The sequence below is a fragment of the Bradyrhizobium sp. LTSP849 genome (assembly GCF_000938255.1).
Classification (GTDB): domain Bacteria; phylum Pseudomonadota; class Alphaproteobacteria; order Rhizobiales; family Xanthobacteraceae; genus Bradyrhizobium.
In genome coordinates this window covers 1-25618 of sequence record NZ_JYMR01000023.1, presented here as the reverse complement: position 1 = coordinate 25618, position 25618 = coordinate 1, and the positions used below count along the sequence as shown (strand labels likewise).

At 64.6% G+C, this 25618-nt stretch carries 25 protein-coding genes and 1 pseudogene; 10 read left to right on the top strand and 16 right to left on the bottom strand.

Features of this window, described 5'->3' with window-relative positions; all coding sequences use genetic code 11:
• Window positions 1-13: 13 nt before the first annotated feature.
• Window positions 14-1714: an alpha/beta hydrolase gene (locus UB31_RS16055; RefSeq protein WP_045011547.1), complete on the top strand. Its 1701-nt coding sequence runs from the start codon at window positions 14-16 to the stop codon at window positions 1712-1714.
• Window positions 1715-1720: 6 nt separating this feature from the next.
• On the opposite strand, the gene UB31_RS16050 is transcribed toward UB31_RS16055, so the two are convergent.
• A complete protein-coding gene (locus tag UB31_RS16050; RefSeq protein WP_045011546.1) occupies window positions 1721-3307 on the bottom strand; it encodes an MDR family MFS transporter in 1587 nt (528 codons plus the stop codon).
• A gap of 156 nt (window positions 3308-3463) precedes the next feature.
• The gene (locus tag UB31_RS16045) at window positions 3464-3979 is read right to left on the bottom strand and encodes a YcgN family cysteine cluster protein (RefSeq protein WP_045011545.1); all 516 of its coding nucleotides are present in this window, start codon (window positions 3977-3979) and stop codon (window positions 3464-3466) included.
• Between the two features lie 293 nt (window positions 3980-4272).
• Between UB31_RS16045 and UB31_RS16040 the strand changes: the two genes are divergently transcribed.
• From UB31_RS16040 to UB31_RS16030, 3 genes are read left to right on the top strand one after another with little or no spacing between them, the layout of a single operon-like run.
• Window positions 4273-6564: a transglycosylase domain-containing protein gene (locus tag UB31_RS16040; protein ID WP_045006444.1), complete on the top strand. Its 2292-nt coding sequence runs from the start codon at window positions 4273-4275 to the stop codon at window positions 6562-6564.
• Window positions 6565-6573: 9 nt separating this feature from the next.
• A complete protein-coding gene (locus UB31_RS16035; RefSeq protein WP_045006445.1) occupies window positions 6574-7152 on the top strand; it encodes a DUF1214 domain-containing protein in 579 nt (192 codons plus the stop codon).
• Window positions 7149-7733, top strand: a complete 585-nt coding sequence (locus UB31_RS16030; protein WP_045011544.1) for a DUF1254 domain-containing protein — start codon at window positions 7149-7151, stop codon at window positions 7731-7733. Before UB31_RS16035 ends, UB31_RS16030 begins: the two co-directional genes overlap by 4 nt.
• Window positions 7734-8064: 331 nt before the next feature.
• On the opposite strand, the gene UB31_RS16025 is transcribed toward UB31_RS16030, so the two are convergent.
• From UB31_RS16025 to pdxR, 8 genes and pseudogenes are all read right to left on the bottom strand, one after another.
• Window positions 8065-9243 (bottom strand): MFS transporter, encoded by a 1179-nt coding sequence (locus tag UB31_RS16025; RefSeq protein WP_045011543.1) that lies wholly within the window; start codon window positions 9241-9243, stop codon window positions 8065-8067.
• Between the two features lie 28 nt (window positions 9244-9271).
• Entirely contained in the window at window positions 9272-10492 is a 1221-nt protein-coding gene (locus UB31_RS16020; RefSeq protein ID WP_045011834.1) for an MFS transporter, read from the bottom strand.
• The gene (locus UB31_RS16015) at window positions 10489-11859 is read right to left on the bottom strand and encodes an NAD(P)/FAD-dependent oxidoreductase (protein WP_045011542.1); all 1371 of its coding nucleotides are present in this window, start codon (window positions 11857-11859) and stop codon (window positions 10489-10491) included. The genes UB31_RS16020 and UB31_RS16015 overlap by 4 nt, the downstream gene beginning before the upstream one ends.
• Before the next feature lie 51 nt (window positions 11860-11910).
• Window positions 11911-12228, bottom strand: a complete 318-nt coding sequence (locus UB31_RS16010; RefSeq protein WP_045011833.1) for an ArsR/SmtB family transcription factor — start codon at window positions 12226-12228, stop codon at window positions 11911-11913.
• 91 nt (window positions 12229-12319) lie between these two features.
• A complete protein-coding gene (locus UB31_RS42575; RefSeq protein ID WP_082078531.1) occupies window positions 12320-12520 on the bottom strand; it encodes a GDCCVxC domain-containing (seleno)protein in 201 nt (66 codons plus the stop codon).
• A 209-nt stretch (window positions 12521-12729) separates the two neighbouring features.
• Window positions 12730-13178, bottom strand: a pseudogene (locus UB31_RS40445) (DMT family transporter).
• Window positions 13179-13211: 33 nt separating this feature from the next.
• Window positions 13212-13841, bottom strand: a complete 630-nt coding sequence (locus UB31_RS16000; RefSeq protein WP_045011540.1) for an FMN-binding negative transcriptional regulator — start codon at window positions 13839-13841, stop codon at window positions 13212-13214.
• A gap of 62 nt (window positions 13842-13903) precedes the next feature.
• Complete coding sequence (pdxR, locus tag UB31_RS15995; RefSeq protein WP_045011539.1) at window positions 13904-15406, bottom strand: MocR-like pyridoxine biosynthesis transcription factor PdxR; 1503 nt, start codon at window positions 15404-15406, stop codon at window positions 13904-13906.
• Between the two features lie 254 nt (window positions 15407-15660).
• On the opposite strand from pdxR, the gene UB31_RS15990 reads away from it, so the two are divergent.
• The gene (locus UB31_RS15990) at window positions 15661-16740 is read left to right on the top strand and encodes a Cj0069 family protein (protein WP_045011538.1); all 1080 of its coding nucleotides are present in this window, start codon (window positions 15661-15663) and stop codon (window positions 16738-16740) included.
• 65 nt (window positions 16741-16805) lie between these two features.
• Here the strand turns inward: UB31_RS15990 and UB31_RS15985 are convergent, their stop codons facing one another.
• Complete coding sequence (locus UB31_RS15985; RefSeq protein ID WP_045011537.1) at window positions 16806-17633, bottom strand: MBL fold metallo-hydrolase; 828 nt, start codon at window positions 17631-17633, stop codon at window positions 16806-16808.
• A gap of 91 nt (window positions 17634-17724) precedes the next feature.
• Between UB31_RS15985 and UB31_RS15980 the strand changes: the two genes are divergently transcribed.
• Window positions 17725-18600: a LysR family transcriptional regulator gene (locus tag UB31_RS15980; RefSeq protein ID WP_045011536.1), complete on the top strand. Its 876-nt coding sequence runs from the start codon at window positions 17725-17727 to the stop codon at window positions 18598-18600.
• Here UB31_RS15980 and UB31_RS15975 read toward each other — a convergent pair.
• On the bottom strand, window positions 18584-19345 hold the full coding sequence (locus UB31_RS15975; protein WP_045011535.1) for a hypothetical protein: 762 nt from the start codon (window positions 19343-19345) through the stop codon (window positions 18584-18586). The genes UB31_RS15980 and UB31_RS15975 overlap by 17 nt on opposite strands.
• A gap of 14 nt (window positions 19346-19359) precedes the next feature.
• Window positions 19360-19548: a hypothetical protein gene (locus UB31_RS15970; RefSeq protein ID WP_045006458.1), complete on the bottom strand. Its 189-nt coding sequence runs from the start codon at window positions 19546-19548 to the stop codon at window positions 19360-19362.
• Window positions 19549-19801: 253 nt separating this feature from the next.
• Here UB31_RS15970 and UB31_RS15965 point away from each other — a divergent pair, with 253 nt between their 5' ends.
• A complete protein-coding gene (locus UB31_RS15965; RefSeq protein ID WP_045011534.1) occupies window positions 19802-20779 on the top strand; it encodes a DUF2336 domain-containing protein in 978 nt (325 codons plus the stop codon).
• Here UB31_RS15965 and UB31_RS15960 read toward each other — a convergent pair.
• Genes UB31_RS15960 through UB31_RS15950 form a run of 3 tightly spaced genes read right to left on the bottom strand, consistent with a single transcriptional unit; the run spans window position 20776 to window position 23754 of the window.
• Window positions 20776-21120 carry a DUF1491 family protein gene (locus UB31_RS15960; RefSeq protein WP_045011832.1) on the bottom strand — a complete coding sequence of 115 codons (345 nt, stop codon included), beginning with the start codon at window positions 21118-21120 and terminating at the stop codon, window positions 20776-20778. The genes UB31_RS15965 and UB31_RS15960 overlap by 4 nt on opposite strands.
• 56 nt (window positions 21121-21176) lie before the next feature.
• A complete protein-coding gene (locus UB31_RS15955; RefSeq protein ID WP_045011533.1) occupies window positions 21177-21881 on the bottom strand; it encodes a peptidoglycan-binding domain-containing protein in 705 nt (234 codons plus the stop codon).
• Window positions 21874-23754 carry a PAS domain-containing sensor histidine kinase gene (locus UB31_RS15950; protein WP_156175365.1) on the bottom strand — a complete coding sequence of 627 codons (1881 nt, stop codon included), beginning with the start codon at window positions 23752-23754 and terminating at the stop codon, window positions 21874-21876. Before UB31_RS15950 ends, UB31_RS15955 begins: the two co-directional genes overlap by 8 nt.
• A 384-nt stretch (window positions 23755-24138) precedes the next feature.
• On the opposite strand from UB31_RS15950, the gene UB31_RS15945 reads away from it, so the two are divergent.
• From UB31_RS15945 to UB31_RS15935, 3 genes are all read left to right on the top strand, one after another.
• Window positions 24139-24573: a DUF5330 domain-containing protein gene (locus tag UB31_RS15945; RefSeq protein ID WP_045011531.1), complete on the top strand. Its 435-nt coding sequence runs from the start codon at window positions 24139-24141 to the stop codon at window positions 24571-24573.
• Window positions 24574-24640: 67 nt separating this feature from the next.
• Entirely contained in the window at window positions 24641-25069 is a 429-nt protein-coding gene (locus UB31_RS15940; RefSeq protein ID WP_045006463.1) for a SufE family protein, read from the top strand.
• Window positions 25070-25387: 318 nt separating this feature from the next.
• Window positions 25388-25618 (top strand): IS110 family transposase (locus UB31_RS15935; RefSeq protein WP_045011530.1); only part of this gene is annotated, 231 nt, incomplete at its 3' end.

The following is a 25618-nucleotide window of genomic DNA, read 5'->3' as shown; positions in this document are numbered from 1 at the left end:
CGGTGGGTGCTTCATGAATCTGGCGCGGCTCATTCGGCGACAACTGCTCTCATTGTCCGGCGTCGGCCTGATGCTGGGCGCGCTGTTCTTCGCGGCCGCGCTGACGCCGACGCTGATCCCGCGGAGCTATCTCACGCAAGGCGTCCTCGCCGGCGGCTGCTTTGCGATCGGCTACCTCTGTGGCGTGCTGTGGCGCCGGCTGTGGCACTATCTCGAATTGCCTGAGCCTTCGGCGCGTGCGAGATCGATCGCGAACGCGCTGGCCGCAGCCGGTTGCCTGCTCGTCGTCATTGTCTTCCTGTGGCGCACGGCCGAATGGCAGAACTCGATCCGCACCGTGATGAAGATGGCGCCGGTCGAGACCGCGCATCCGCTCAAGGTCTGCGCCATCGCCCTGGTTACGTTCGTCGTGCTGCTGGTGCTGGGGCGGCTGTTTGTGCTTGTCGCCCGCTTCCTCGCCGCGCGCACGAGGCGGCTCATTCCGCGGAAGATCGCGAACGTCATCGGCGTGCTCGTTGCGGGCCTGCTGTTCTGGTCCATTGCCAGCAATGTCCTGATCAGCTCGGCATTTCGCGCACTCGATTCGTCCTTCCGCGAGCTTAACGCGTTGCACGAGCCCGAGCGGCCGGCGCCGACCGCTCCCGGTCGAACGGGAAGCCCGGAATCGTTGGTGAAGTGGAAGGAACTCGGTCGCATGGGGCGCCGGTTCGTTGCCTCGGGCCCGACCGGAGCGGAGATCGGCGCCGTCACGGGACGGCCCGCGCACGACCCCGTGCGTGTGTATGTAGGCCTCGGCAGCAGCGACACGGCGCAGTCGCGCGCCAGGCTTGCGCTCGACGAGCTCAAGCGTCAGCACGGTTTTGACCGCAAGGTCCTGATCGTCATCACGCCGACCGGCACCGGCTGGATCGATCCGTCAGCGATGGATACAGTTGAATATCTCCACCACGGCGACGTCGCGAGCGTCGCGATGCAGTATTCCTATCTCAACAGCCCGCTGTCGCTGCTGTTTCAGCCTGAGTACGGCGCGGAAGCTGCGCGCGCGCTGTTCGCGGAAATCTACGGCTACTGGACCACGCTGCCAAAGGACAAGCGGCCGAAGCTATATCTGCACGGGCTCAGCCTCGGCGCGATGAACTCGGAAAAGTCCGCGGAGCTATTCGAGACGATCGGCGATCCGATTGCCGGCGCGCTGTGGAGCGGGGCGCCGTTCGAGAGCCGCATCTGGCGCTCGATCACCGACAACCGCAATCCGGGCTCGCCGGCCTGGCTGCCGGAATTCCGCGACGGGCGTTTCGTCCGCTTCATGAATCAGAACGGGCCGACGGTGCCGCCAGATACGCCCTGGGGCCCGATGCGCGTGGTCTATCTGCAATATGCCAGTGACGCGATCACCTTCTTCGCCTACCGCGACGCCTACCGGGCCCCGGCCTGGATGAATGCGCCGCGCGGGCCGGACGTATCACCGGAGCTGCGATGGTATCCAATCGTGACGATGCTCCAGCTCGCTCTCGACATGGCGGTGGCGACCAATACGCCGATGGGCTTTGGCCATGTCTACGCGCCCGAGCATTACGTCGATGCCTGGGTCGCCGTCACCGATGTCAATGACTGGTCCGCCGATGCACTCGCGCAGCTCAAGAGCCATCTTGCGGCGGCGGCACGGAAGCCAACTCAGGGCAGTGCCGACGACGACCCCGACCGCGGCGGCTAGAGGCCGCTACTCCGCCATCTCGACCGGCTGGGTGACGGACGGACCGGCCAGCGGCCGCTCCTCCATCGCGATCAGGCAGAGCGAGGCAGTGGTCATCAACGCGGTGGCGGCGCCGAAGACGTAGCGGAACGCGTGCCGCATGTCGTCGGCGGGAATCGCAGGGATGCTGCCTGCGGCGTGATGCTCGCCGGCGAGCGGGACGTCGGCGCCGAGCGCGATCAGCAAGATGGCCGCGAACGCCGCCACCGTGAACGAGGACATCAGCGAGCGGAAGAAATTCATCGCGCCGGTGATGGTGCCGACTTGCGGACGGGCAACCGAATTTTGCAGCGAGACCACGCAGACCGGAAAGGTCGTACCGAGCCCGAGCGCAAACGCGGCCATCAGCGTCAGCAGTCCCCACAGCGGCAGCGTCGTCAGCGTGAGACCCAGCGCGCATAACGCGGCCCAGGACGTGCCGATGATGGCGACGCGCTTGTAGTGCTTGGCGCGCGCCATGGTGCGGCCGGCAATCGCCGCGCCGAAGGTCGAGACCGCCGCGAGCGGAATCAGCGCAAGCCCCGCCTCGCTGGCGCTGAGGTGATAGACCGACTCGTAATAGAGCGGAAGCTGGACGGTAAGGCCGGTCATGGCGCCGAGACCGCAGCCGCCGGCGGTCAACGCGAAGGGCGCGATCTTTCCGCTCAGCAGCGGCAGCGGCAGGAACGGCTCATCCGCCCGCAGCGCGTGCCAGACGAAGGTCACCGCGAGCGCGACAGCGCCGCCTACCATCGCCAGAACGGTCGGCGAGAGCCACGGGAAGCGCGTGCCGCCCCAGGTCAGCACCAGCATGAAGACCACCGCGGAGGCCATCAGCAGCACGCCGCCGAGCCAGTCGACCTTGCGCTTGCGGTGGAACACCGGGATCTTGCTCATCTTCGGCAGCAGCAGCGCGAGGGCTGCGGCTGCGAGCGGCAAATTGATCCAGAAGATCATCGACCAGTGCAGATGCTCGGCGAACACGCCGCCGATGACGGGGCCGAGGATGCCGCCGACCATCCACACGCTGGAGAAATAGGCCTGGTACTGGCCGCGCTCGCGCGGGCTCACGACGTCGGAGATCACGGTCTGCACCACCGGCATGATGCCGCCGCCGCCAAGCCCCTGGAGACCGCGCGCCAGGATCAGCATCGGCATGCTCGGCGCGATCGCGCACAGCACCGAGCCCGCGATGAACAGGCTCAACGAGACGATGATCATGACCTTGCGGCCGTAGATGTCGCTCAGCGTCCCGAACACCGGTGCAACCGCGGTCGAGGCGAGCAGATAGGCCGTGATGACCCAGGACAGGTTCGAGACATCATGGAACTGACGCCCGATGGTGGGCAGCGCGGTGGCGACGATGGTCTGGTCGAGGGCGGCCAGGAACATCGTCAGCATCAGGCTGATCACGATGGTCCGCACCTCGTCCTGCGACAGTGGCGCCGGCGGCGCGAGCGAGGGTGCGTCATCGACGCTCAAGACCTCGGACGGAAGGCGGGACAATTCCTCGGCGATGTCGTCAGACAATGTCTGGGTGTCGGCAGTTTCGCTCTGCCGTTCGAACTTGTTCATCTCGATCGGACGTGGTGGGGCGGGCGCAATGCCGCGAAGGATTCGTTCTATGCAGTCCAATTTAGACAGCAAAGTTCTTCTCAGGCAGGCACCGCGGCGCATGGGTGCATCCCACCCCCGGGTCATCCCGAACAATTGACTGAAAATGTAGGCGGGTCAGTCCTTCGGACGTCGCTTCAGGCGTGCCCGTTTCGGCAGCTGCGCCGGCCATTGCACGATGTGGTTCTCGAGCTCCTCATCCGGGATCTCGATCTCGCTGCCCTCGACCCGACCGCGCACGGAGACGCCGGCCTCGTGCACGGTGTCGGGATCGCCGGATACCAGCGGATGCCACCAATAGAGGTCGCGCCCCTCGGCAACCAGCTTGTAGCCGCAGCTCGGCGGCAGCCAGTTCAGGGTGCGGACATTGGCAGGGGTCAGCCGGACGCAGTCCGGAACCTTGGCGGAGCGATTCGCATAGTCCTTGCAGCCGCAGGTCGCCCCATCGAGCAGCTTGCAGCCGACATGGGTGAAATAGATCTCACCGGTGTCTTCTTCCTCGAGCTTGTTCAGGCAGCAGCGGCCGCAGCCGTCGCACAGGCTTTCCCATTCGTCCCCAGACATCTCTTCCAACGTCTTGGTTTTCCAGAAGAATCCCTCCTGGCCTGAAGGTCGTTTGCGAGCTGCGGTCATGCGCCTCAACAAGATTCGAAAGAGCTACGGCTAACGCCATCTAGGGCGCGCAGCGGTGAAGCTGCAAGCAACGCCCCCGTGAGACCCGTAATGAACCGGGGTCAATTAGGCCTGTCGTTCAAAATCGCGAGCGTGACCATTGGTTTATAGGCCCCGCTCGGCTAGAAGAAACAGCAAGTCCCCTCGGACGCGAACCGGGCGCCTTGGGTTTGCCGCAACATTCCCGCAAGACGTCTCGATGCCGCCCCGGCCGGGTGCTTGAACGCTTTCGAACCGAGCCTCAAGGGTTCTAGGTGCGCCAGATCATACCACCGCATTGGAAGGCCAGGGTCCGGAATTTCTTCCTGGACCTCGATGCGCGCATCGACTCCTCGCTGTTCTCCTCGGCCAAGGGCATCCGCGAGCTCTACGAGCGCTACTCGACCTTCATGGACCGCTTCTATGTCGGACGGTGGAAGCGCTGGGTGTTCATCGAGCCCCTGTCGGAAGCCGCAACGCTCGGCCTCGGCGGCATGGTGCTGATGCTCATCCTCGCCATTCCAGCCTTCCGCGAGACCGCGGACGAGGACTGGCTGAAGAAGTCCGATCTGGCGGTGACCTTCCTCGACCGCTACGGCAACCCGATCGGCAGCCGCGGCATCAAGCACAACGACTCGATCCCGCTGGAAGATTTTCCGGACGTGCTGATCAAGGCGACGCTCGCCACCGAAGACCGCCGCTTCTACGAGCATTTCGGCATCGACATCGCCGGCACCGCGCGCGCGCTCGTCACCAACGCCCAGGCCGGCGGTGTCCGCCAGGGCGGCTCCTCGATCACCCAGCAGCTCGCCAAGAACCTGTTCCTGAGCAACGAGCGCACCATCGAGCGCAAGATCAACGAGGCCTTCCTCGCAGTCTGGCTGGAATGGCGCCTGACCAAGAACGAGATCCTAAAGCTCTATCTCGACCGCGCCTATATGGGCGGCGGCACTTTCGGCGTCGATGGCGCGGCACATTTCTACTTCAACAAATCCGCGCGCGACGTGACGCTCGCGGAAGCCGCAATGCTCGCGGGCCTGTTCAAGGCGCCGACCAAATACGCGCCGCATATCAACCTGCCTGCGGCGCGTGCCCGCGCCAACGTCGTGCTGGACAACCTCGTCGATGCCGGCTTCATGACCGAGGGCCAGGTGTTCGGCGCCCGCCGTAATCCTGCCTTCGCCGTCGACCGCCGCGACGAGGCTTCGCCGAACTATTATCTCGACTATGCCTTCGACGAGATGCGCAAGCTGGTCGACACCTTCCCGAAATCCTACACCGAGCGCGTCTTCGTGGTACGGCTGGCGATCGACGCCAACGTGCAGAAGGCCGCCGAAGACGCGATCGAGAACCAGCTGCGCCAGTTCGGCCGCGACTATCACGCGACGCAGGCCGCGACCGTGGTGTCCGATCTCGACGGCGGCATCCGTGCCATGGTCGGCGGCCGCGATTATGGCGCGAGCCAGTTCAACCGCGCGGTTGACGCCTATCGCCAGCCCGGCTCGTCGTTCAAGCCCTATGTCTACACCACCGCGCTGCTGAACGGTTTCACGCCGAACTCGATCGTGGTCGACGGTCCCGTCTGCATCGGCAATTGGTGTCCGCAGAACTATGGTCATTCCTATTCCGGCGCGGTGACGCTGACGCAGGCGATCACGCGCTCGATCAACGTCGTGCCGGTCAAGCTGTCGATCGCGATCGGCCAGAAGGAACAGCCGAAGGCGCCGAACCCGGCCAAGATCGGCCGCGCCAAGATCGTCGAGGTCGCCCGCCGCTTCGGCCTCAAGGCGCCCTTGCCCGACACGCCGTCACTGCCGATCGGCTCGGACGAAGTCACCGTGATCGAGCACGCCGTCGCCTACGCAACCTTCCCCAACCGGGGCAAGTCGGTGACACCGCATTCGGTGCTGGAAGTGCGCACCGGCGCCGGCGATCTGGTCTGGCGCTGGGACCGCGACGGCCCGAAGCCGCGGCAGGCGATCCCGGCCTCCGTTGCCTCCGACATGGCCGGCATGATGAGCCACGTCGTCAGCGAGGGCACCGCGCGCCGCGCAGCGCTCGACGGCATTCCGACCGCGGGCAAGACCGGCACCACCAATGCGTATCGCGACGCCTGGTTCGTCGGCTACACCGGCAATTTCACCTGCGCGGTCTGGTACGGCAACGACGACTATTCGCCGACCAACCGCATGACCGGCGGCTCGCTGCCGGCGCAGACCTGGCACGACATCATGGTCGCGGCGCATCAGGGCGTCGAGGTCCGGGAAATTGCCGGCATCGGCATGGGCCAGAAGCTGCCGCCGGAACGCGTTGCCAACGCCCAGGCCAATGCGGCGCCGAAGGTGCTGGAGACCAAGCCCGGTCCGCCGCCCGTGCTGACCAAGCGCGGCGCCGACATCCTGGTGCGCGTCGAGAAACTTTTGGATGATGCGGCCAAGACCGCGACCAAGTCGGCCGCCGACGATTCAAAGCAAGCCAAGCCGACGGCGGCATCGAGCGCGCTCGCCTTCCCGCAGAACTATGCGGCGGAGGACAACGCGAACTCGTCCGGCCCTCGCAAGAACTGATCGTATCCCGTGCGGCTGATCCTGATCACATTGACGGCCCTTCTGCTCGCGAGCGTGGTCGGCGTCGGCGCGACCTGGATGACGACGACGCGCGGCACCGAGATCGGCGCGCTGACGATCGGGCCCTGGACCGCGCGCCCGCGCACCGGCACCGCCGACGTCGATCCCTATTCGCGCGCCACCATCGTGCGCAACGGCGAGCTGCCGATCGGCACCGGTGACGGCGTCGCCTTCACGGCGACCGCCGACGACAAGAAGAAGGCGCTCGACGGCCGCTGCGACATCGTGGTCTCCGGCGTGACCCCGCCGGCGCGGTTCTGGACGCTGACGCTCTATGACCGCAAGGGTCATCTTGTCGCCAATTCGCTCCAGCGCTACGGCTTCACCAGCCAGGAGATCCTGCGCCAGTCCGACGGCTCGTTCGAGATCCGCATCGCCTCGCGCTCGCGCGCCGGCAACTGGCTGCCGACCGGCGGCATCGAGCGCTACGCGCTGATGCTGCGCCTCTACGACACCCCCGTCGGGGTTGCGACGCGCACCCAGCGTGACGCGCCGATGCCCACCATCACGACGGTGGGCTGCTCATGATCCGGCTGCTGTTCACCATCGTCGCTGGTGTCGTGCTGGGCCTCGTCGTCCATCTCGTCAGCGTGCTGGCGCTGCCGCGGATCGCGACGCAGGACGCCTATTCGCGGCTGACGCCGATGACCAAGCTCAACGGCGTCACCCAGCTTCCCCTCGCCGACCCCAACACCTCGCCGATGCCGTTCATGGACCCGGCCTTTGCGCTCGCGATCTGCCGCTACGATCTGTCGGGCGGGCCGATCAAGCTGATGGTGCCGGTGAGCCAGGCCTACACCTCGGTGTCGTTCTACACCCGCAACGAGATCGCCTATTACGCGATCAACGACCGTTCGGCGGGCAAGAAGGTGATCGAGCTCGACCTGATGACGGAGCCGCAGCACAACGAGCTGCCCGAGGACGAAGAGATCACCGCGGCCGACCGCCTGATCATCGATTCCCCAAGCACCACCGGCCTGATCGTGATGAAGGCACTCGCCGCCGAGCCCGGCCTGATGCCGCAGGCACAGGCCTCGCTCGCGGCTGCGAGCTGCGGGCCGCAGACCGAGCAGCCGGCCAAGGCCGAGGCGCCGCGCGGCCGGCGGTGAGCGGGCGTTTCGGCGAGCTCAAAACACAACCTGAAAAAACAACCCCATGCACAGTAGCGGGGGCATTGAAATTGTTGGATTAACTCTCTTCGCTCGGCGAGACGGATCGGCTGCGCGTGTGTGCGTTTGACCCGTCGGGCAAAACACTGGCAGAATGGCAACATCGAAAGTTCGTAAAACCCGCGCGGAGCCATCCGCCGCGGGTTTTTTCATGCCGGAGCACAGAGAGCCATGATCAAAGGATCGCCGTCGCCCGCAGTGGCAAGCAATGCCGCCCGCGAGCGTACGAATTCTAAGTCGCGTGCCGTCGCGTTCTTGAGGCGCTTCGCCCTCACGACAATTGGTGCTTCGAACGAGCCCTCCGTGCCCAAAGCAACGCGAGCGGTCCCACCGCGATGCCCGCCGCAAGCACTATGAAAACCAGCAGCCAGCCGGTCGCGCTCTGCGGGCCGCCGGCCGCGTCGAGCGCAGCACCTGTTCCCCAGGCCCCGAGCGCTGACAGCCCGAAGCCAATCGTCGAATGCAGGGCCAGGGTTGCACCGCGATGTTCGGACACAGCCGCAGCCGACATGCCAGCGGTCAACGCCCCTGAATCCGCCGGCACTGTCAGGCCATAGATGATCAGCAGCAGCGCCAGCAGCCAGGCCGGGGCTGTCGCATTGAGGCCGATGATCAGCGCTACGCAGGCCGACGCAATCATGACAATCGTGATCGCGCGATGGCGGCCGAACTTCAACGCCGCTTCGTTGCCGAGGATGCTTGCGGGCATCGAGATCACCGCAAAGCAAAAGCTCATCACGACAGGGCTCAACCATGGGGGCGCGCTTTGATGAGCGATGACGAACGTCCAGAAGCCTACCAGCCAGGTGCGGATGCCATAGAGCTCGAAGCAATGCGCGCCATAGCCGAAGATGTATCCGAGCGCCTCGCGGTTGGCGAAGACGGGAGCGAAATCCAGCATTCGCCCCGCCTTCGGCACAGGACGTTGCCCCGCCATCAGAAGGCACGCGACGACCATTGCGATGGGACCGAATCCGGTCACAAGGAAAGCGCTGCGCCACCCCCATCTGTCAGCAATGACTTGCGCCACCAGGAACGAGAGGCCGACACCGACCGAAAAGCTCGACGTGTACAGAGTGACGGCCCGTGACGTATCGCCGGCGGGTAACCGGTCCGTCAGCGCCTTCAATCCCGGCATGTAGGCGCCAGCAAATCCAAGTCCTGCAAGGGACCAGATCGCCGTACCCGACCAGAACCCTTGAGCGAAGATGCCGAAAGCCGCGGTCGCGAGCCCGCTGACGACTGAGCCCCAGAGAAGCACGAGCCGCGCATCGATCCGGTCGGTCAACGTCGTCAGCAATGGCACGGCAAGCATGTAGCCGAACGCATAACCACTCGCCATCAACCCGCCTTCGGCCGCAGAGAGTCCCCACGCTGGCATCAGGTGCTGCGCGAGGTTTGCGGACAACGTCACATGCGGCAGCAGGTTACCGACCTGTCCGATGCACATCACCACAATCAGAGACCGACCGTTCAAGCTACGAATTTTGCTCTCCCACATGGAGGGGCGCTGATGATGACGGGTCCGCGCGAAGAAGGAGAAGCGCAAAGAACGCAGAGACAGAGACCAGCGCGCTGATCCACAGCGCACCGCGCCCCATGTGCTCCACCATCAGCCCCAGTGCCAGCGGTGCGGCGGCCCCCGTTAGCCGGGCGGGGAGCGAAATCATGCCGACGCGCTTTCCAAACCCCACCGGCCCGAACAAAAACAAGGGCAGCGTGCCACGTGCGATCGTGATGATCCCGTTACCCACCCCGTAGAGGACGGTGTAAACCGGCGCAAACAATGAGCCTCCAGCGATCAGCGCGACAACACCGATCGGATTCATCAGCGCGGCGAGCCTCGCCGACAACAGCGGATGAAACCGGTTGAGCCATCCTGCCTCGAGAAGGCGGGCGCAGACCTGGGCGGGGCCGACCAGTGTTCCTGCGACCAGGGCCTCGGCCGGGGTCGCGCCGAACGCGACCAGCATCGACGGCAGAATTGCCGACACACCCGAACTGACGAAGCTCGTTGCCGCAAACATGTAAGTCAGAACGCCCATCGCAAACGTTTCGCTCTGGCGTTCGGGATGCGGGCTCATTCCTGACAACGGTCGAGAAACCTCTTCAAGCGCTGTGGCACGCGGCAACAAAAGATTGAGCGGCAAAGCGAGGCAGACGTGGACGACCGCCCAGAGCTGGCAGGCCGCGCGCCAGCCGTACTCAGCATCCAACCATGTCGTGAGCGGCCAGCCGACGGTGCTCGCGAAGCCGGCAATCAAGGTAATGCCCGTAATCGACTTTCGAGCGCGCGTTCCGTAGATGCGCGCAAGCGTCGCAAACGCCGCCTCGTAAAGACCCATGCCCATGCCGACTCCGAGCACCATCCACGCGGCGATCAGCAACACCACGCCATGGGCAGCGGACAGCATCAGCAAGCCTGCTGCGAAGATGGCGTTCGATACAGCAAGCAGCCGACGCCCGCCAAACCTGTCGATCGCATGACCGACACGCGGGCCAAGAAGTCCGGAGATGACGAGCGCACCGGACAGCACGGCGAATACGTAGGTCGGCGCGAGACCGAGATCCCGCGAAATCGGAATGGCAAGCACGGCCGGAAGATAGTAGCTCGACGCCCACGCAATGGTTTGGGTGGTGCCGAGAGCGAGCACGACGGCGAGCGAACCCGAAGCTCCGCCCGTAAGAACTTGCCTCATGAGCAGCCACAGCCCGAAGCGCCGGCCTTCCTGGCTGTTTCGTCGGCGGCACAGCATGCCGATGGTTCCTCCTTTGCCGGGCCGCCGCAACATCCTGACGCGGTATCGGCAGACTCGACCCCGCCGCGCGTACACACGCCCGTCTCCGGCAGCACAAGTTCGACTCTCGCAGCCGCCTCCCTGTCGCCCGCGATACCGGCGGCAATCGATCGGACCTGCTCATAGCCCGTCATCATGAGGAAGGTCGGAGCACGACCGTACGACTTCATGCCGGCGAGGTAGAAGCCCGGCTCATCATGCGAGAGCTCACGCGCGCCGTGCGGGCGCACCGTCCCGCAGCTATGTTCGTTGGGATCGATGAGCGGCGCGAGGGCGACCGGCGCCTCGATGGCCGGATCGAGTCGCAGTCGCAGTTCGGAGAGAAACGAAAAGTCGGGACGGAAACCCGTCGACACGATCAGTTCGTCCACGACCACGCTTCGAGCACCGCAGCACGAGCCGGTCGCGACCTTCAGGCGACCTTCGGCTTCCGAAATATCCGTGACGCCGAATTCGGTCTCTACCTTGATCTTACCCGACGTAACAAGCGTAGCAAAGACGGCGCCAAGTTCACCGCGTGCGGCGAGTTTATCGTTGCGGCCACCGCCGAAAGCCTTCGCAGGATCGGCACCACGCAAGAGCCAGACGGGTTGCGTACCGGGCACCTCGTCGGCGAGACGTACGAGTTCGATCAGCGTGCCGACCGCGGAATGGCCGGCGCCCAAGACAGCAACGGTCTTGCCGGCATATCTGGCACGACGGGCACCTCGCACATCCGGCATGCCGTAGGCCACACGTTCAACGCACTCACGCTCGCCAATCGCGGGCAAGCCGTTGCCGCCGGCCGGATTGGCGGAGAACCATGTGCCTGACGTATCGATAATTGCGTCGGCACGCAGGACCTCGGGTCCTTTGCCGTTCTGGTAGCGAACTTCGAAAGGCGCCAGCGCCCTGCCCCTGGTCTTCGCCTTGTCGAAGCCGACGCGGCTGATGGCCGAGACGCGACTTGACGTCCGGATCGCCTCGCGCAGCGGCGTTCTTGTCGCAAGCGGCATGAGGTATCCATCGAGCAATTCGCCGCCGGTCGGATAGGTCTGAGGGTCTGGCGAATTCCATCCCGTGGGCGCGAGCAGGCGTGCGGCGGCCTTGTCGACGTTGTATTCCCAAGGCGAGAAGAGCTGGACGTGCTGCCATTGACGAACCGCGTGCCCTGCTTCGGGCCCGGCCTCCAGCACAACGGGCAGCATTCCGCGTTCGAGCACATGCGCTGCGGCTGCCAGGCCAACGGGCCCCGCCCCGATGACGGCAACCGTCTTCTTATCGCTCATTTCATTTATCCCATCATTCTAGAATCATCGAATTATTTGGCCAAAAAAAGATCAGGCCGCCGATTTAGTATCCTTGCATTCGGTTTCGTCTGCGCAGCATTCCGACACCAGGAAGTCCACCAGACCCTGCATCGAGTCGTAGTTCGCATGGCAGACAAGCGTCGTGGATTCCCGGACCTGACTGACGAGCCCGACAGCCACCAGAGATTTGATGTGGTGGGACAGCGTCGATGCCGGGATCTTCAGCTTTTCCTGCAAACGACCGACGGGCATGCCCGATCGCCCAGCCCGGACCAGGGCCCGATAGATCTGGAGCCGTGTCCGGTTACCCAAGGCTTCCAAACGTGTTGCTGCGTCGTCGATCTTCATGACCACATATTGCACCGGGCCGTCCTCGCTGTCAACCGTAATTCTAGAATATTGGAAATACAGATTGAGTCGACGCCGTCTCATGCTGGCCTCAACAGCACCTTCCGTTCTGCTGGATCGGCGGACAAGCAACTGACCCATATGAACAGTAGACGCAGCAATCGCCGCACTTGGGCTTGAGCCGAGTCCCGCACCCCTTGCAATCATAGAAGAATTGGCAGGCGTCAGTCGGCATGGTTTCGGCTGATGCGTGATGACAGACCGGACACGTAATGACCGATTGCGTTTGCATGGCCGGCTTCCTCGATCGCGAGATAAGACCCATTCTAGCTATTCAACGCCAACGCGGAAATTAAACTGACGAAAAGACACCTCCGCCGACCGATAAGAGCTGGGATCGGTTTATCGCTCCACTCCAGAAAGCGGCTGCGCTGCCGTCGGACACGATCCTCGGGGAGGACAAGGATGGCGGACGCGATGGATCTGAGACATTCTGATCTTCTACATCCGGATCAGGATGACTCCGCCCACCAGCAATGCTGCGCCGGCGACCCTCACCGCACTGATCGGGTGAACGGGAACACCCAGCAAGCCAAAATGGTCGAATGCGATCGAGCCGAGCATCTGCCCCGCGATGAGAAGCGCGAAGAAGGTCGCGGCGCCGAGCTGAGGGACCAGGAAGATTCCGAGCCCAATGAAGATGGCGCGCCGAACAGGCCGCCGCTCCAGGCGAACCAGGGGATGCGGGCAGCGATCGATGCCGATGGGACGGGATCCTGCAAGGGGAGCGCGAGCGCGGCCATGCAGATGACGCCGATGAAGTAGCTCATGAAGCCCGACCAGGCCGCCGAGCCCAGTGCCGTCCGGAGGTTCGCGTTGAGGGCCAGTTGCACGACCAGACTGATCCCGGCCGCGGCGGCCAGCATCATCGGAAACACCAGCTTCAACATCTCATCCCCCGCGTTCTCCGGCGCAGAGATACGTCACACCGGGACCGGAATCAAAGGCGCGACTTGCCGGTCCTGCGGGCTGTCACTCGCCGCAAGCCCTGCCGCGACGCCGACGCGATCGGCTTCGGGGCGGTTCTGGCTCATCTTGCGCTTGCCCTGGAACCGCACGACCGGGATGCGCACGCCGACGATGCCCCGCAGCTGCGCGGCGATGAAATCGGCGGGAGCGTCCGTGACGGCCCAGGATTTCGCGCGCGATCCTTCATGCTTGTTGGTCAGGCGCGTCACCACATCGAGCAGACGCTCGGTCTCCTGAAAGAACTCGACCGGACCGTAGGCGTGCACGGCAATGTAGTTCCAGGTCGGCACCACCTTTCCGGTCTCCTGCTTGGTCGCGTACCAGGACGGTGTCACATAGGATTCCGGACCCGAGAAGATCGCAAGGGCGTCTCCGATCGGGGGCAGCCGCCACTGCGGGTTGGCCCTTGCCAGATGCCCGTAGAGCGTCCCGTGCTCGCCCTCGGTGTCGTCGAGGAAGAGCGGCATCGGCGTCGCCACCGGGCCATCGGCAGTGGCCGTCACCAGATTGGCCAGCCGCGCGTTGCGGATGGTCGTCCGGATGCTCTCGACATCGTCGTCCTTGAAGGCAGGGGGGATGTACATCGCTTGTCTCCGTTCTTGCCCCGGAGATAGCCTGAATCTGGCATACGAAGAACTGCCAGTTTTCAGACTTTATTCTGGTCCAGTTTTCGAAGCCTTCGCGGTACGATGTCGTCGACAGCCTGGGCGAGAAGCTTGCAGCCCCGCTCGATCTGCCGCACGTCGAGCGCCGCAAACCCCATGACGAGACCGACGGCCTCCAGACGGCGGCGCCGCCCCTGCCCGCGCGGGTCGAACAGCGCCGAGACAGGGTAGACGCCCACGCCTTTTGACCGAGCGGCCTCGACCAATGCTGCTTCGTGGTCGCGGGTCAGATCGCGAAACCAGGCGACGATGTGTAAGCCGGCATCCGCGCCGTCGATCTGGACCCGATCGCCGAACCAGCGATGCAACGCATCGAGCAGAGCCTGCCGGCGTTCGGCGTTGCGCCGGCGGACGCGCCTGACATGGCGCTCGTAGGCGCCGCTCTCCAGCATCGTGGCAAGCGCCTCCTGCTCGATCTGAGGCGTGTGCCGATCCATGGTCTGCTTGGCCGCGGCGAACAAGGGTCGCAATCCCGCAGGCACCACCAAATAGCCGATCCTCAACGTCGGCGACAGCGTCTTGGAAACAGTACCGAGATAGACGACGTTGCCACTGCCTTCCAGCGCATGAAGCGGCGGCACTGGTTTGGTATCGTATCGATACTCGCTGTCGTAATCGTCCTCGATCACATAGGCATCTGCCCGTGCCGCCCAAGCGAGCAACTGATGCCGGCGTCCGATCGGCAAGACTCCGCCCAGCGGATATTGATGCGACGGCGTCACGTAAGCGAGCCGGGCCTCGACCGTCGCAAGGCGCTCGGTTTCCAGACCGTCCCGGTCGACCGAAATCGGAACGGCGACAGCACCGGTGGCCGAGAAGGCGTGCCGCGCCATCAGGTAGCCCGGATCCTCCATGACGAAGCGGTCGCCGGCGTCGAGCAGCAGCCGCGCACACAGGTCGAGCCCTTGCTGCGATCCGTTCACGATGATGATCTGCTCGACGTCGCAACGCACGCTCCGCGAACGCCAGAGATAGCCCTGGAGCGCCGTCCGGAGCCGCAGTGATCCGCAGGGGTCCCCGTAGGCCAATCTCTCGGACCTGCGGTTCAGCGCCGCAACCATGGCTCGCTTCCACGCGAGGATTGGGAAGTCCGCCGGCGACAGATCGCCGTATCTGAAGTTTGCAAGGAGGCCGCGCGGCGGTTCGGTCCAGCGCGGCAGGTCTTGCTGCAGCCGCTCGCCAAATTTCGAAAGCCGCAGATTGCGCGACGACGGCCTGGATATGGTGCGAACTTGTCCTCTCTCGACGACGGCACGGGCAACGCGTGGCCGCGCGCCGTGGCGAATGTCAATGAATCCTTCCGCCGCGAGCTGCTCATAGGCGACCGTCACGGTCGTGCGCGAGACGCCCAGCTCGCCGGCAAGGGCGCGGGAGGACGGCAGCAGGCCGTCAACGCCGTACACCCGCGCCATGATCTGGTCCTTGAGCGTATCGTAGATTTGCCGAGCGCCCATTCGCGCCGAGCGACGTCTTGTCTGGACCATTCGATATCCGCAAAAACCATTGATCTCCTGTGCCAGTGTGCTGCGACGCGGATCGAAAGCCAAGTGGTGCGTGTCGAGATGGGCAAAGGACACCCGCGCCCAGTCGCCCCTCCGCCGCCAGAACGAAACCTCGCCAATCACCGTCTTGAAATGTGGGCGCCACCTCACGTAAACTCATCCCATGGGGACAAAGCAGACTCCCCGTGAGACCTCGGTCCAAGCTCTGCGCAGCACGCCATTCGTGGAGCTTGCGCATGGACACCGAACGACACTCCTCTCTCCAAAATGCTGTCGCCGTTCTCTCACGCGGAGACGCTGCCGCGCGCCGGGATGTGACGGCGCAAAACAGCCGCTTCGTCCGCGTCTTCGAAGCACTCGCTGCTGCCGGCATCGAAGCCCGGCCGGTCATCTACGACGAGACCTTCGCCGACGCCGTCCGCGATCAATTGCGCGCAGTCGACGGCGTGCTCGTCTGGGTCGATCCGATCCATCAGGGCAAGACGCGCGCCGAGCTCGATGTCCTGCTTCGCGACGTTGCGGCGCAGGGGCCGTGGGTGAGCGCGCACCCCGATGTCATTCTGAAGATGGGCGTCAAGGAGGTGCTCTACCGAACACGTCATCTCGGCTGGGGCGCCGACACACATCGCTATGACACCGCCGCAAGCTTCCGCGCCGAATTTCCACCGCGTCTTCAAACGAACGGTCCCCGCGTGCTGAAGCAAAATCGCGGCAACGGAGGCCAGGGCGTTTGGAAGGTGGAGGCACTGCCGAATGAGGCCACCAAGGTTCGTGTGCTCCATGCGCAACGCGGCAGCATGCCCGAGGACATGCCGCTCGAAGCCTTGATCGCGCGATGTGAACCGTATTTCGGCTGGGGCGGCTGCATCATCGACCAGGCGTTTCAGCCTCGCCTGCCCGACGGAATGATCCGCTGCTACATGAGCGGCTCAGAGGTTGCGGGCTTTGGGCACCAATTGATCAAGGCCTTGATTCCTCCGCCGCCGGAAGGCCCGGACGCGCCCGAGGCGCAGCCGGGCCCGCGCATCATGCACGGGCCCGATGCGCCGCAATTTCAGGCGCTGCGACGATCGATGGAGGACGAATGGACGCCGCGGATGATGGACACGCTCGACATCGATGAATCCTCGCTACCGGTCATCTGGGACGCGGACTTCCTGTACGGGCCGCGCGACGCAGCCGGTGCAGACACCTACGTTCTGTGCGAGATCAATGCGAGCTCCTGCTTTGCGCTTCCAGAGGAGGCTCCGGCGGCGATCGCGCGGATAGTGAAGCAACGCCTCCTGCGGACTCAAAGGGCTGCATCCGGCACATAGACGACCATCGTGAGCGCGCAAACACAAAGGCGCGCTCGCACGATCCGGACGGTGCTCAGACGCGACTAATGCCTTCCACACCGGCAGCTTTCATAATCAACCGGATCATGGCTATTGAAGATCCTCACGCGGTCGCCGTGGTCGAGCTTCAGCGCGCGCAGCCGGGCCTGGTTGGCGATCCGCGCCTTCCGATCCATGTCGACCTTGCGCTGGAAATAGCTGAGCACCAGCGGCATGCGCGGCGATGCATCGAGCTGACCGTGAAAGAAATAGCTGTCGCCGGCATGCAGCAGCCATGTGTCGCCTGAGCGGACCGCGATGCCGCAATGGCCGAGCGTGTGGCCGGCGAGCGGGATCATCAGGATGTCCCCTTCCCGGTCACCCAATGCGCGCACGCCCTTGAAGCCGAACCAGTCTTCGCCGGCGTCCTCATAGAATTTCCAGCTTGGTCCGTGGCTCCACTGCTCGGTGACATAGCGCCCCGCGGGCGGCGCGGGTTTTCGCAGCACCGCCATGTCGTATTCGGCGCGGTGGACGTGGATCTTGGCATGAGGAAAGTCCGGCACGCCGCCGGCGTGGTCGCGGTCGAGATGCGTCAGCAGCACGTGACGCACGTCGCTTGGCGAATAGCCGAGCGCGCGCACCTGCTGCACCGCTGTCTCGGACCGATCGAGCCTGGGTGCGGTCTGCCGCAGCCACCGCCGCCCGAGCCGGTCAGGCGTGGCGATGTCGCCGAGCCCGATGCCGGTATCGACCAAAGCGAGCCCGTCACCCGTTTCGATCAGCAGGCAGTGGCAGACCATGCGGGCGCGCTGGAACAGGCTGCCGGTGCCGTTCACCAGGCGGCGGCCCATCGGGCACATCGTGCCGGTGTTGAGATGCTGGATTTTCATGGATGACCTCGCCTTTCGTGACGAGCATTCTTGTCATCATCCGATCCATAGGTAAAATACCGACTATTGATAGCATCTCTAGGTTTACCCTATGGACATCCGCGAGCTCCGCTACTTCGCCGCCGTCTACCGCGAGCGCAACCTCACCGCCGCGGCGCGCACATGCTTCGTGTCGCAGCCCTCGATCTCGACCGCGATCACCCATCTGGAGGCCGAGCTCGGCACCACGCTCTTCATCCGGCACAAGAAGGGCGTCGCGCCGACCGCTTCGGCCGAGCAGTTTCATGCGCTGGCCCGCCGCATCATCGACGAGACCGATGCCGCGCGCAGCCTGTTCAGGAAGCCGAGCACGAGGACCGCGCTGACGCTCGGCCTGATGCGCACGCTCGACGTGCCGCGGACGATCGCGCTGCTGAAGCCGCTGACGGCGCGTGCCGACATCGCGCTTCGCCTCGTCGGCCATGACGAGCGCGCCGATGCACGGATCATCTCGAAGAGCATGCTGCGCAGTGACGAGCACTTCGTCGCGCTGTGGAGCGAACGCTACGTCGCGGCACTGCCGCCGTCGCATCCGCTGACACTGAAGGACAGGCTCCGCGTCAGTGATCTCGCCAATGTCCCCATGATCGACCGCTGCCATTGCGAGCAGAGCGAATTCTTCGGCCGCGCTTCGAAGCGGCATCAGTCCGCAGCGATCGCGCAATCGGAGGATTGGGCCATGGCGCTGGTCGCCGCCGGAATCGGCATCGCCATCGTTCCGGAAGGCGTGGCCAAGGCCAATCCGGACGTCGCTATCAGAGAGATCGAGGTCAAGGTCAAGCGCGAGGTCGGGCTCGCCTACCGCACGTCCGCGCCGCTGCCGGATGCGTTGAAGGATTTTGTGGCGAAGCTTCAGAAACAGCGGCGCAAGCCGGATCAGACTCCGCGCCGGCGCAGTGCGCGCAAAACGCCTAGCCCTTCGAGATGACCGGGCGCTGGTACAACGGCTGGGCCGCGACCGGCGGATTGGTGGTTTGGGATGCGAGCTCGCCGATCAGGCGATCGGCATCCGCGGCCATGTTGTCCGGCGCCTGGATCACGAGGCGCTCGAGCGCCCAGCGATAGGACGAGACGCGCTGCTCGAGCGATTGCTGCACCCACTGGATGATCAGCGAGTTCTCCTGCATGCGCTCGACCGCATCCGCCTTCTCCTTCGGCGAGATCTCGGAGACGCGCGCCATGCTGGCCTCGCGCTTCTTGTCGAGATCGATGACGCGGATCGCGGAGCCGAAGAACGGCTCGAAGCGGGTGATGTCGTTGCGCACGTCCTCCATCAGCTGCGCATAGCGCGAGGAGAACGAGCGATGCGGCTCGTCGATCAGCGTGCGCCCGTACATGGTGCGGTCGAACACGATCTTCTGGTGCCAGGGCGAGGGTATCGTCTTGTAATCGCCGAACACGCTCTTCCAGGCCGGCCGCGACAGCGGCGGCTCGATCATGGGATAGGCGAGGTCGCGAAGCTGGCGCTCTTCGTCGGTGAGCTGGAATTGCGACGGTTTCAGACCGACGCTGGAGGTGACCTCGGTGCCGAGCCAGCGATGCATGTCGTCGCTGCGCATGTCGGCGCGGGTGCGGCCGAAATCGCCGCCGCTACAGGCGGCGAGGCTCGCGCCCATTAGGGCGAGCAGGACGGCCGATACAAAAGGCCGGATCTGGCGGATGGTGTCCGGCATTGCAAAGCCGGATGCTAGCGGCGGCGACGACGGCGCCCCGGCGCAGTGCCCGCTTCCGGTCCACGATCGCCGCTGGTTTCGTCCGCCTCGCGCTCGATGCGGATCACGGGAAGGATCAGGATCATCCCCATGTCCGCGCGCGGTGTGACGTCCCCCGACGAGCCCACCCGGCGACCGGCCGGAAATTCGATGATGGTCCCCATGTCAGTTCTCTCAATTGCCGCGCGAACAAGCGCGCCCCAGCAACATGAGGGCATTAGGATCAGTTTATGGTTAACGGGGTGTAAACGCGGCGATCGGACCGTAACCGCACGGGCCGTGCCGGGGACGTCCCGTTGCGGCACGGCCAGGGCAGAATTCCACGGTCCGCTTCACACCTCGTTTTCCTTAACGAGCCTTTAAAGGACCCTGCGCTAGGCTCGCGGTGAGTATCTCTTCCAGGTCGCGTACCTCTCCATGACCAAGTCGCTGTTTCCCGGATTCGACGGGCTGATGACACTCTCCCGTCGCGAGGGCGTCGATGTTCGTCCGACGCTGTTGCGCGTGCTGACCGACCTCTATGTGCAGACGCGCGTCCACAGCGATGACGAGCAGCGCCAGTTTGTCGAGCTTGCGACGCGACTGATCGACCAGGTCGACGATGCGACGCGCGCGTCCGTCAAGGCGAAGCTTGCGATCTATCCGTCGACGCCCGTCCCGATCCTGCAGAAGCTCGGGCTGGTCGCAGCCCAGGAAGGCCGCAGGGTTCCGCTCGCACGCGAGATTCCCGTTGCTCCGCAGGCTCCCTCCCCGGTCCGCGCGCCGACCGACGCCCAGCAGCGCATGGCCGCGAACATGGCGATGCAGCCAAAGGACGCGGCCGAGATCCACGACATGTTCTTCCGCGCCAGCTCAAGCGAGCGCGCTCTGATCCTGCACAATTTGTCGCAGACGCCGCTCAAGGCCGCGCCGCGGATTCCCACGGTGCGCGCCAAGCGCGCCATCCAGATCCTGGAGATGGCGGCGATCGCAGGCGATGTCGAGAACTTTACATACGAACTCGGCGACAGCCTGATCCTGCCCTCGCGCGTCGCGACAGAGATCGTCGACGATCCCGGCGGTGAGGCGCTCGCGGTTGCGGCCCGCGCGCTCGACATGCCGAGCCCCAATTTCCAGCGCATCCTGCTGTTCTTCAAGCCGGAGATCGGCACGTCCGTGGACATGGTCTACCGGCTGTCGCGGCTCTATGACCGCCTCAACGACCGCTCCGCGCTGGTGATGCTGGCGGCCTGGCGCGGCTCGACGCTCGCCGTCACCCGCGCGAAGTATCAGTCGTCGCTGCATGACAACGAACGGCAGCGCGCACGCGCGGGCGCAAGCCAGTCGCGGCCGGGCGTGCAGCCGGGCTCGAGCCCAGCGGTGCGGACAGGCACCGACGGATCGTCGGACCGCTAGGTTTTCGCCAGTTCGAGGAAGTGACGGCCTTTGCGGTCTTCAGTCTCGACGATCCAGGCGTCCGGATCGAAGCGGACCTCCTTGGTCAGGCGCTCCTCGACCACCGGCTCTGGCATCGGCTGCGGCGCAAGCGGCACGAAGAAGCGATCGACCGGGCGACCGTCGTCATAAGAAGTCTGCGGCGCCGGCACGTACAGCATCGCATTGCCGTCGAGCAGCGCGACTTTGACGAACACCGCACCGGCCTCTTCGGCGCCGCGACGGCGCACGGCACCGTACACGCCCTCGGTCTGACACCGGCGCAAATACGCCGCGACCCATATGTTTGATTTCAACCGCATGGACGCACGATAGGCCAGTGCCGCAATCAGCACCAGCCTCTACGCACGCGTGACGATTATTCGACGGGATGGCCGATCGCGGCGCCGAGCTCGCGCAGCAGGCGATCGGACACCTGGCCGGTGACCGCCATCTTGTGCTCGCGCTCGAACTTCTGGATCGCGGACTGGGTCTCGCCGCTCATCGTGCCCGTGATCTTCAACTGGCCATAGCCGTATTCCGACAACGCGCGCTGCACGCCGGAGAGACGGCGCGCCGCGGGAGTTTGCTGCACCGGAATCGGCGCCGGCGGGCGCGCGACGGCGATCGCTGACGGTGCCGGCGTCGTGGCCTTTATGACCAGATTGGTCATGGGATCGCTCGCGCGCGGCGTCGATGCGGTTGTCTCGGCGGGCTTCTCCGGCGCCTTCTCGGCAGGTTTCGGCTCGACGCGAAACTCGGTTGCCTTCGGCTCAAGCGGCGACGTATCGGCGCCGACGGGGCGCGGGCGCGGCATGGGATTCGACAGCGGCATCGCCGACGGCGCGGGAAGATCGATCACGGTGCCGAACATCGGCGCCGGATGCCGCCCGGTCTGGAGGAACAGCGCGTTCGCAACGATCGCGCTGATGGCCGCGACGGCGACAAGCCCGGCCAGCGTGTCCTTGGGACTGTGCAGGAGAACGCGCATCACGAGATTGCGCTCGGTCTCGACATCCACGACCGCGGCCTTGGCGCCACGGCGGCGCGGAGCGGTTTCGTCCTTTGCAGACTTTCTAGGCACTTTTCTTCACCAGAGCAGGTTGGTCCTGAGATTCTTGGCGCAGCACCGGCGTCAGCGTCGCGATCTTGCTCTCCGCCGCCATTCTATCGGAAGGCCTGCTACCGGAAGGCTTGGCTTGCGCCGGCGTGTAGACGAGCGGCAGCTTGACGGTGACGGTGGTGCCCTCGCCGAGCTTGCTTTGTACCGTCAATTCGCCGAGATGCAACGCTACAAGACTCTTCACGATTGAAAGTCCGAGACCGGTGCCTTCGTGACGGCGTTGGTAGGTCTTGCCGGCCTGGAAGAACGGCGAGCCGATGCGCTTGAGATCGTCCGGCGCGATGCCGACGCCGGTGTCGCTGATGCGCAGCGTGAGCTGCGAGGCGGACGCGGACGCGGTCACTGTAACCTGGCCGCCGCGTTCGGTGAACTTGACGGCATTGGCGACGAGGTTGAGCACGATTTGCTTGAACGCGCGCGGATCGCCGGTCATGACCGGCAGATCCTGCGGCGCATCGGTGATCAGATCGACGCCGTTCTCCCGCGCCTTCAGCGCCAGCAGGTTGCAGCAGTGCATCAGTGCGGCGCGCGGCGCGAACGGCTCCGACGCAATCTCGAAATTGCCCGATTCCATCTTGGACATGTCGAGGATGCCGTTGACGACCGACAACAGATGCTGGCCGGAATCGTTGATGAGCTCTGCATATTCCTTGCGCTGGGCCGCCCCCAACATCAGGGTCTGCTCCTGCGCGATCATCTCGGAGAAGCCGATGATGGCGTTGAGCGGAGTGCGCAGCTCATGGCTCATGGTGGCGAGGAAGCGCGTCTTGGCGGCGTCGGCGGCTTCCGCATCACTGCGGGCCTGATCGAGCGCCTGCTCCTGGAACTTGCGATCGGTGACGTCGCGCATTACGGCGACGACTTCGAGCTCGGCGGTTACGTCGCGGCGCTGGTCCTGATCGAGCGGCCGACAGCGCATCTCGACCCAGATGAAGTCGACCTGGCCACGCTCGGAGCCAGTCGGCTCCCGCCGCAGCCGGAACTCGACGCTGCGGACGTCACCGCGCGCGGCATCGGAGAGCGCCGTGAGATAGGCCGGACGATCGGCGACATTGACGCGATCGAACAGGCCGTGGCCATGGAGTTGCGCGGACGGCATGCCGAGCATCGCCTCCACCGCAGGCGAGATGAACTGCACCGCGCCGTTGCGCTGATGCCGCGAAATCACGTCGCTCATGTTGCGCGCCAGCAGGCGATAGCGTTCCTCTTCGCGTGACAGCAGCGCGACGCTGGTGCGTGCGAGCGACTCGGCGCCGAAGGCGAGGCCCGCAGCATAGAGCGTCGCCGAGGCAACGCCGAAAGCCATCAACACGCCGCGTTGCGCCGCGCTGACATGTTCGGGCGGTAGCCAGCCGAGCTGGCTGACGAGGATCAGGATTCCCGCGCAGGACAACGCGAGCAGTGACGCGAATGCCGCAACGCGGCGCGAGGCCGACAGCGCGGCTTCCAGGGGAACCACGACAAGCCAGATTGCTGCGAATGATTCGATGCCGCCGGTCGTGGCCGCGATCGCCATGATCAGGCCGGCGAGCGCCAGCGAGGACAGCACATGTGCGCCCTCGTAACGTCCGGTACGCGACAGGAACCAGGACAGAAGGATCGGCGCGATCAGCCACGCGAAGGCAGCGACCTCGATCGCGCTCGGCGCACCACGCATGGCGAGATAAACGGGAAATGCGGCAAAGGCAGCCAGGCTTCCCAGAAGCCGCGGCGCCATGAAGGCACGATGGCGCGCTCGCGTCAGCGCATCGTAACGCGCGGAGGGATGCAGCAGCGCATCGAGACAATCGCGGATGATACTCAAAACTGTCACGGGTCTCGCGCTTCGGCTCATTCGTCGAAAAGACGCGCCGGAACGCCTCCTTATCGTTGAGCCACCGTGTCAGAGCGACCTTAAACGAGTGCTAAGGCGACCCGGCCCGCTGCCGGACACCGTGTCATCGCAGAGATTTTTAGGCGATTTGGCGATGTCATCATTGGTGATGGTGAACACAGGGTTTCGCCTTCCCCCTCATGGTTTCGAATTGGTGGATGCGCGGGGCCGGAACATCACGGGCATGGGCGTCAATCGAAAATTTACGAGACCGCGACTTGCGAAGATTTTTGCGTAAATTTTCCGCGAATTAAGCGGAAGGCAATCACTTGCGATTTATCGAGAGTTGCTAGGTCCGACGCGCGCGGGAGTGCCGTGGCGGGATCTAACATACAGGTTCGCAAGATGCGCTTTCTGCTCCGCATCACATTCTGGCTCGGGCTGGTACTGGTGCTCCTGCCGCGGGACAAGACGCCCGAATCGGACAAGCTGCCGCAGATCGGCGCTGCCGACGCGGTGCAGGCTGCGACCGCGGCCGTCTCCGACATGACCCAGTTCTGCAAACGCCAGCCGGCGGCCTGCGAGGTCGGCGGACAGGCCGCGACCATCATCGGCCAGCGCGCCCAGGACGGCGCGAAGAAGATCTACCAGATCATCAACGACAAAAAAGAGCAGATCACCAACGAGAAGAACGAGAAGAGCGAGAAGAAGGTGCCCGACCACACCGGCTCGATCGCGGTCGCCGGTGAAGGCGATACTTCTGCGAGCGAGGCGGTGCGCGACACCCTGACCCAGGACGACCTCGCGCTGGAATGGCACGGTCCGCAAATCGCCAATTAGGGTTCAAATCCTATCGATTTCGAGACCTTGCGTCCCTATATTGGCCTGAACGGGAACACGGGCCATCATGACGACGATCGACGAAATCAGGGACAATTTCGAGCTTCTGGACGAGTGGGACGACCGCTACCGGTACGTCATCGAACTCGGTCGCACGCTGGAACCGATGCCCGAGGCGGAACACTCCGCCGAGAACAAGGTGCAGGGCTGCGTCAGCCAGGTCTGGCTGTCCAAGCATGTCGACCGCGGCAACGGCGCGCCGATCCTGAAGTATCGCGGCGACAGCGACGCGCATATCGTGCGCGGGCTGGTCGCGATCGTGCTCTCGCTCTATTCCGGCCGCACGCCGCAGCAGATCCTTGCGACCGACGCGCTCGCGGTGTTCGACGAGTTCGGCTTTCGCGACCATCTGACGCCGCAGCGCTCCAACGGCCTGCGCTCGATGGTCGAACGTATCAAGACCGATGCGAAAGAGGCGCTCGCGGAAGCCTCGTGAAGCGCTAACTTCAGCTGCGTAGGGTGGGCAAAGCGAAGCGTGCCCACCATTCCGAGTGCGATCGAAGAAAGTTGGTGGGCACGGCGCAAGTGCGCCTTTGCCCACCCTTGTATTAGCGCGCCGGATTAGAATGGCCTCGTTCCGTGAGGAATGGCCCAGCCCGGGTGGCCGCCCGAGCTGGGCCGCCGATCGATCGGATCGATGCCCACCGAAGCCTTGAGGGCTGCGTTTCGTAGCAAGATCGCGGTCGGCACTTCATCGGGACCCGCATGGTTGAACGAACTTCAGGTTCGCATTCACAAGGGAGGGTCGAGGAAGATGGCCAAGCGTATCATGATCTGTGCCGGGATCGATACCGGCAAACACAAGCTCGATGTGGCGCTCGATGGCAGTTCCGAGCGGATCCAGGTCGAGAACACACCGGAAGGCTACACGGAGCTGCTGGAATGGCTGCAACGCCACAAGGTCAAGCGGGTTGGGATCGAGGCGAGCGGCGGCTATGAGCAGGCGGTGGTTGCCGAACTGCGACGCAAGCGGCTTGTGGTCGTC

Excerpts from the sequence above, each read along its gene's own strand:
- UB31_RS16020 (WP_045011834.1), bottom strand. The coding sequence starts at position 10,492 with ATGAGGCAAGTTCTTACGGGCGGAGCTTCGGGTTCGCTCGCCGTCGTG.
- UB31_RS16050 (WP_045011546.1), bottom strand. The coding sequence starts at position 3,307 with ATGAACAAGTTCGAACGGCAGAGCGAAACTGCCGACACCCAGACATTG.
- UB31_RS15950 (WP_156175365.1), bottom strand. The coding sequence starts at position 23,754 with ATGAGCCGAAGCGCGAGACCCGTGACAGTTTTGAGTATCATCCGCGAT.
- UB31_RS15940 (WP_045006463.1), top strand. The coding sequence starts at position 24,641 with ATGACGACGATCGACGAAATCAGGGACAATTTCGAGCTTCTGGACGAG.
- UB31_RS16030 (WP_045011544.1), top strand. The coding sequence starts at position 7,149 with ATGATCCGGCTGCTGTTCACCATCGTCGCTGGTGTCGTGCTGGGCCTC.
- UB31_RS16055 (WP_045011547.1), top strand. The coding sequence starts at position 14 with ATGAATCTGGCGCGGCTCATTCGGCGACAACTGCTCTCATTGTCCGGC.
- pdxR (WP_045011539.1), bottom strand. The coding sequence starts at position 15,406 with ATGGTCCAGACAAGACGTCGCTCGGCGCGAATGGGCGCTCGGCAAATC.
- UB31_RS15960 (WP_045011832.1), bottom strand. The coding sequence starts at position 21,120 with ATGCGGTTGAAATCAAACATATGGGTCGCGGCGTATTTGCGCCGGTGT.
- UB31_RS15965 (WP_045011534.1), top strand. The coding sequence starts at position 19,802 with ATGACCAAGTCGCTGTTTCCCGGATTCGACGGGCTGATGACACTCTCC.
- UB31_RS16025 (WP_045011543.1), bottom strand. The coding sequence starts at position 9,243 with ATGTGCATCGGACAGGTCGGTAACCTGCTGCCGCATGTGACGTTGTCC.
- UB31_RS15945 (WP_045011531.1), top strand. The coding sequence starts at position 24,139 with ATGCGCTTTCTGCTCCGCATCACATTCTGGCTCGGGCTGGTACTGGTG.
- UB31_RS15980 (WP_045011536.1), top strand. The coding sequence starts at position 17,725 with ATGGACATCCGCGAGCTCCGCTACTTCGCCGCCGTCTACCGCGAGCGC.
- UB31_RS16010 (WP_045011833.1), bottom strand. The coding sequence starts at position 12,228 with ATGAAGATCGACGACGCAGCAACACGTTTGGAAGCCTTGGGTAACCGG.
- UB31_RS15990 (WP_045011538.1), top strand. The coding sequence starts at position 15,661 with ATGGACACCGAACGACACTCCTCTCTCCAAAATGCTGTCGCCGTTCTC.
- UB31_RS16015 (WP_045011542.1), bottom strand. The coding sequence starts at position 11,859 with ATGAGCGATAAGAAGACGGTTGCCGTCATCGGGGCGGGGCCCGTTGGC.
- UB31_RS42575 (WP_082078531.1), bottom strand. The coding sequence starts at position 12,520 with ATGCAAACGCAATCGGTCATTACGTGTCCGGTCTGTCATCACGCATCA.
- UB31_RS15975 (WP_045011535.1), bottom strand. The coding sequence starts at position 19,345 with ATGCCGGACACCATCCGCCAGATCCGGCCTTTTGTATCGGCCGTCCTG.
- UB31_RS16045 (WP_045011545.1), bottom strand. The coding sequence starts at position 3,979 with ATGACCGCAGCTCGCAAACGACCTTCAGGCCAGGAGGGATTCTTCTGG.
- UB31_RS15970 (WP_045006458.1), bottom strand. The coding sequence starts at position 19,548 with ATGGGGACCATCATCGAATTTCCGGCCGGTCGCCGGGTGGGCTCGTCG.
- UB31_RS15985 (WP_045011537.1), bottom strand. The coding sequence starts at position 17,633 with ATGAAAATCCAGCATCTCAACACCGGCACGATGTGCCCGATGGGCCGC.
- UB31_RS16000 (WP_045011540.1), bottom strand. The coding sequence starts at position 13,841 with ATGTACATCCCCCCTGCCTTCAAGGACGACGATGTCGAGAGCATCCGG.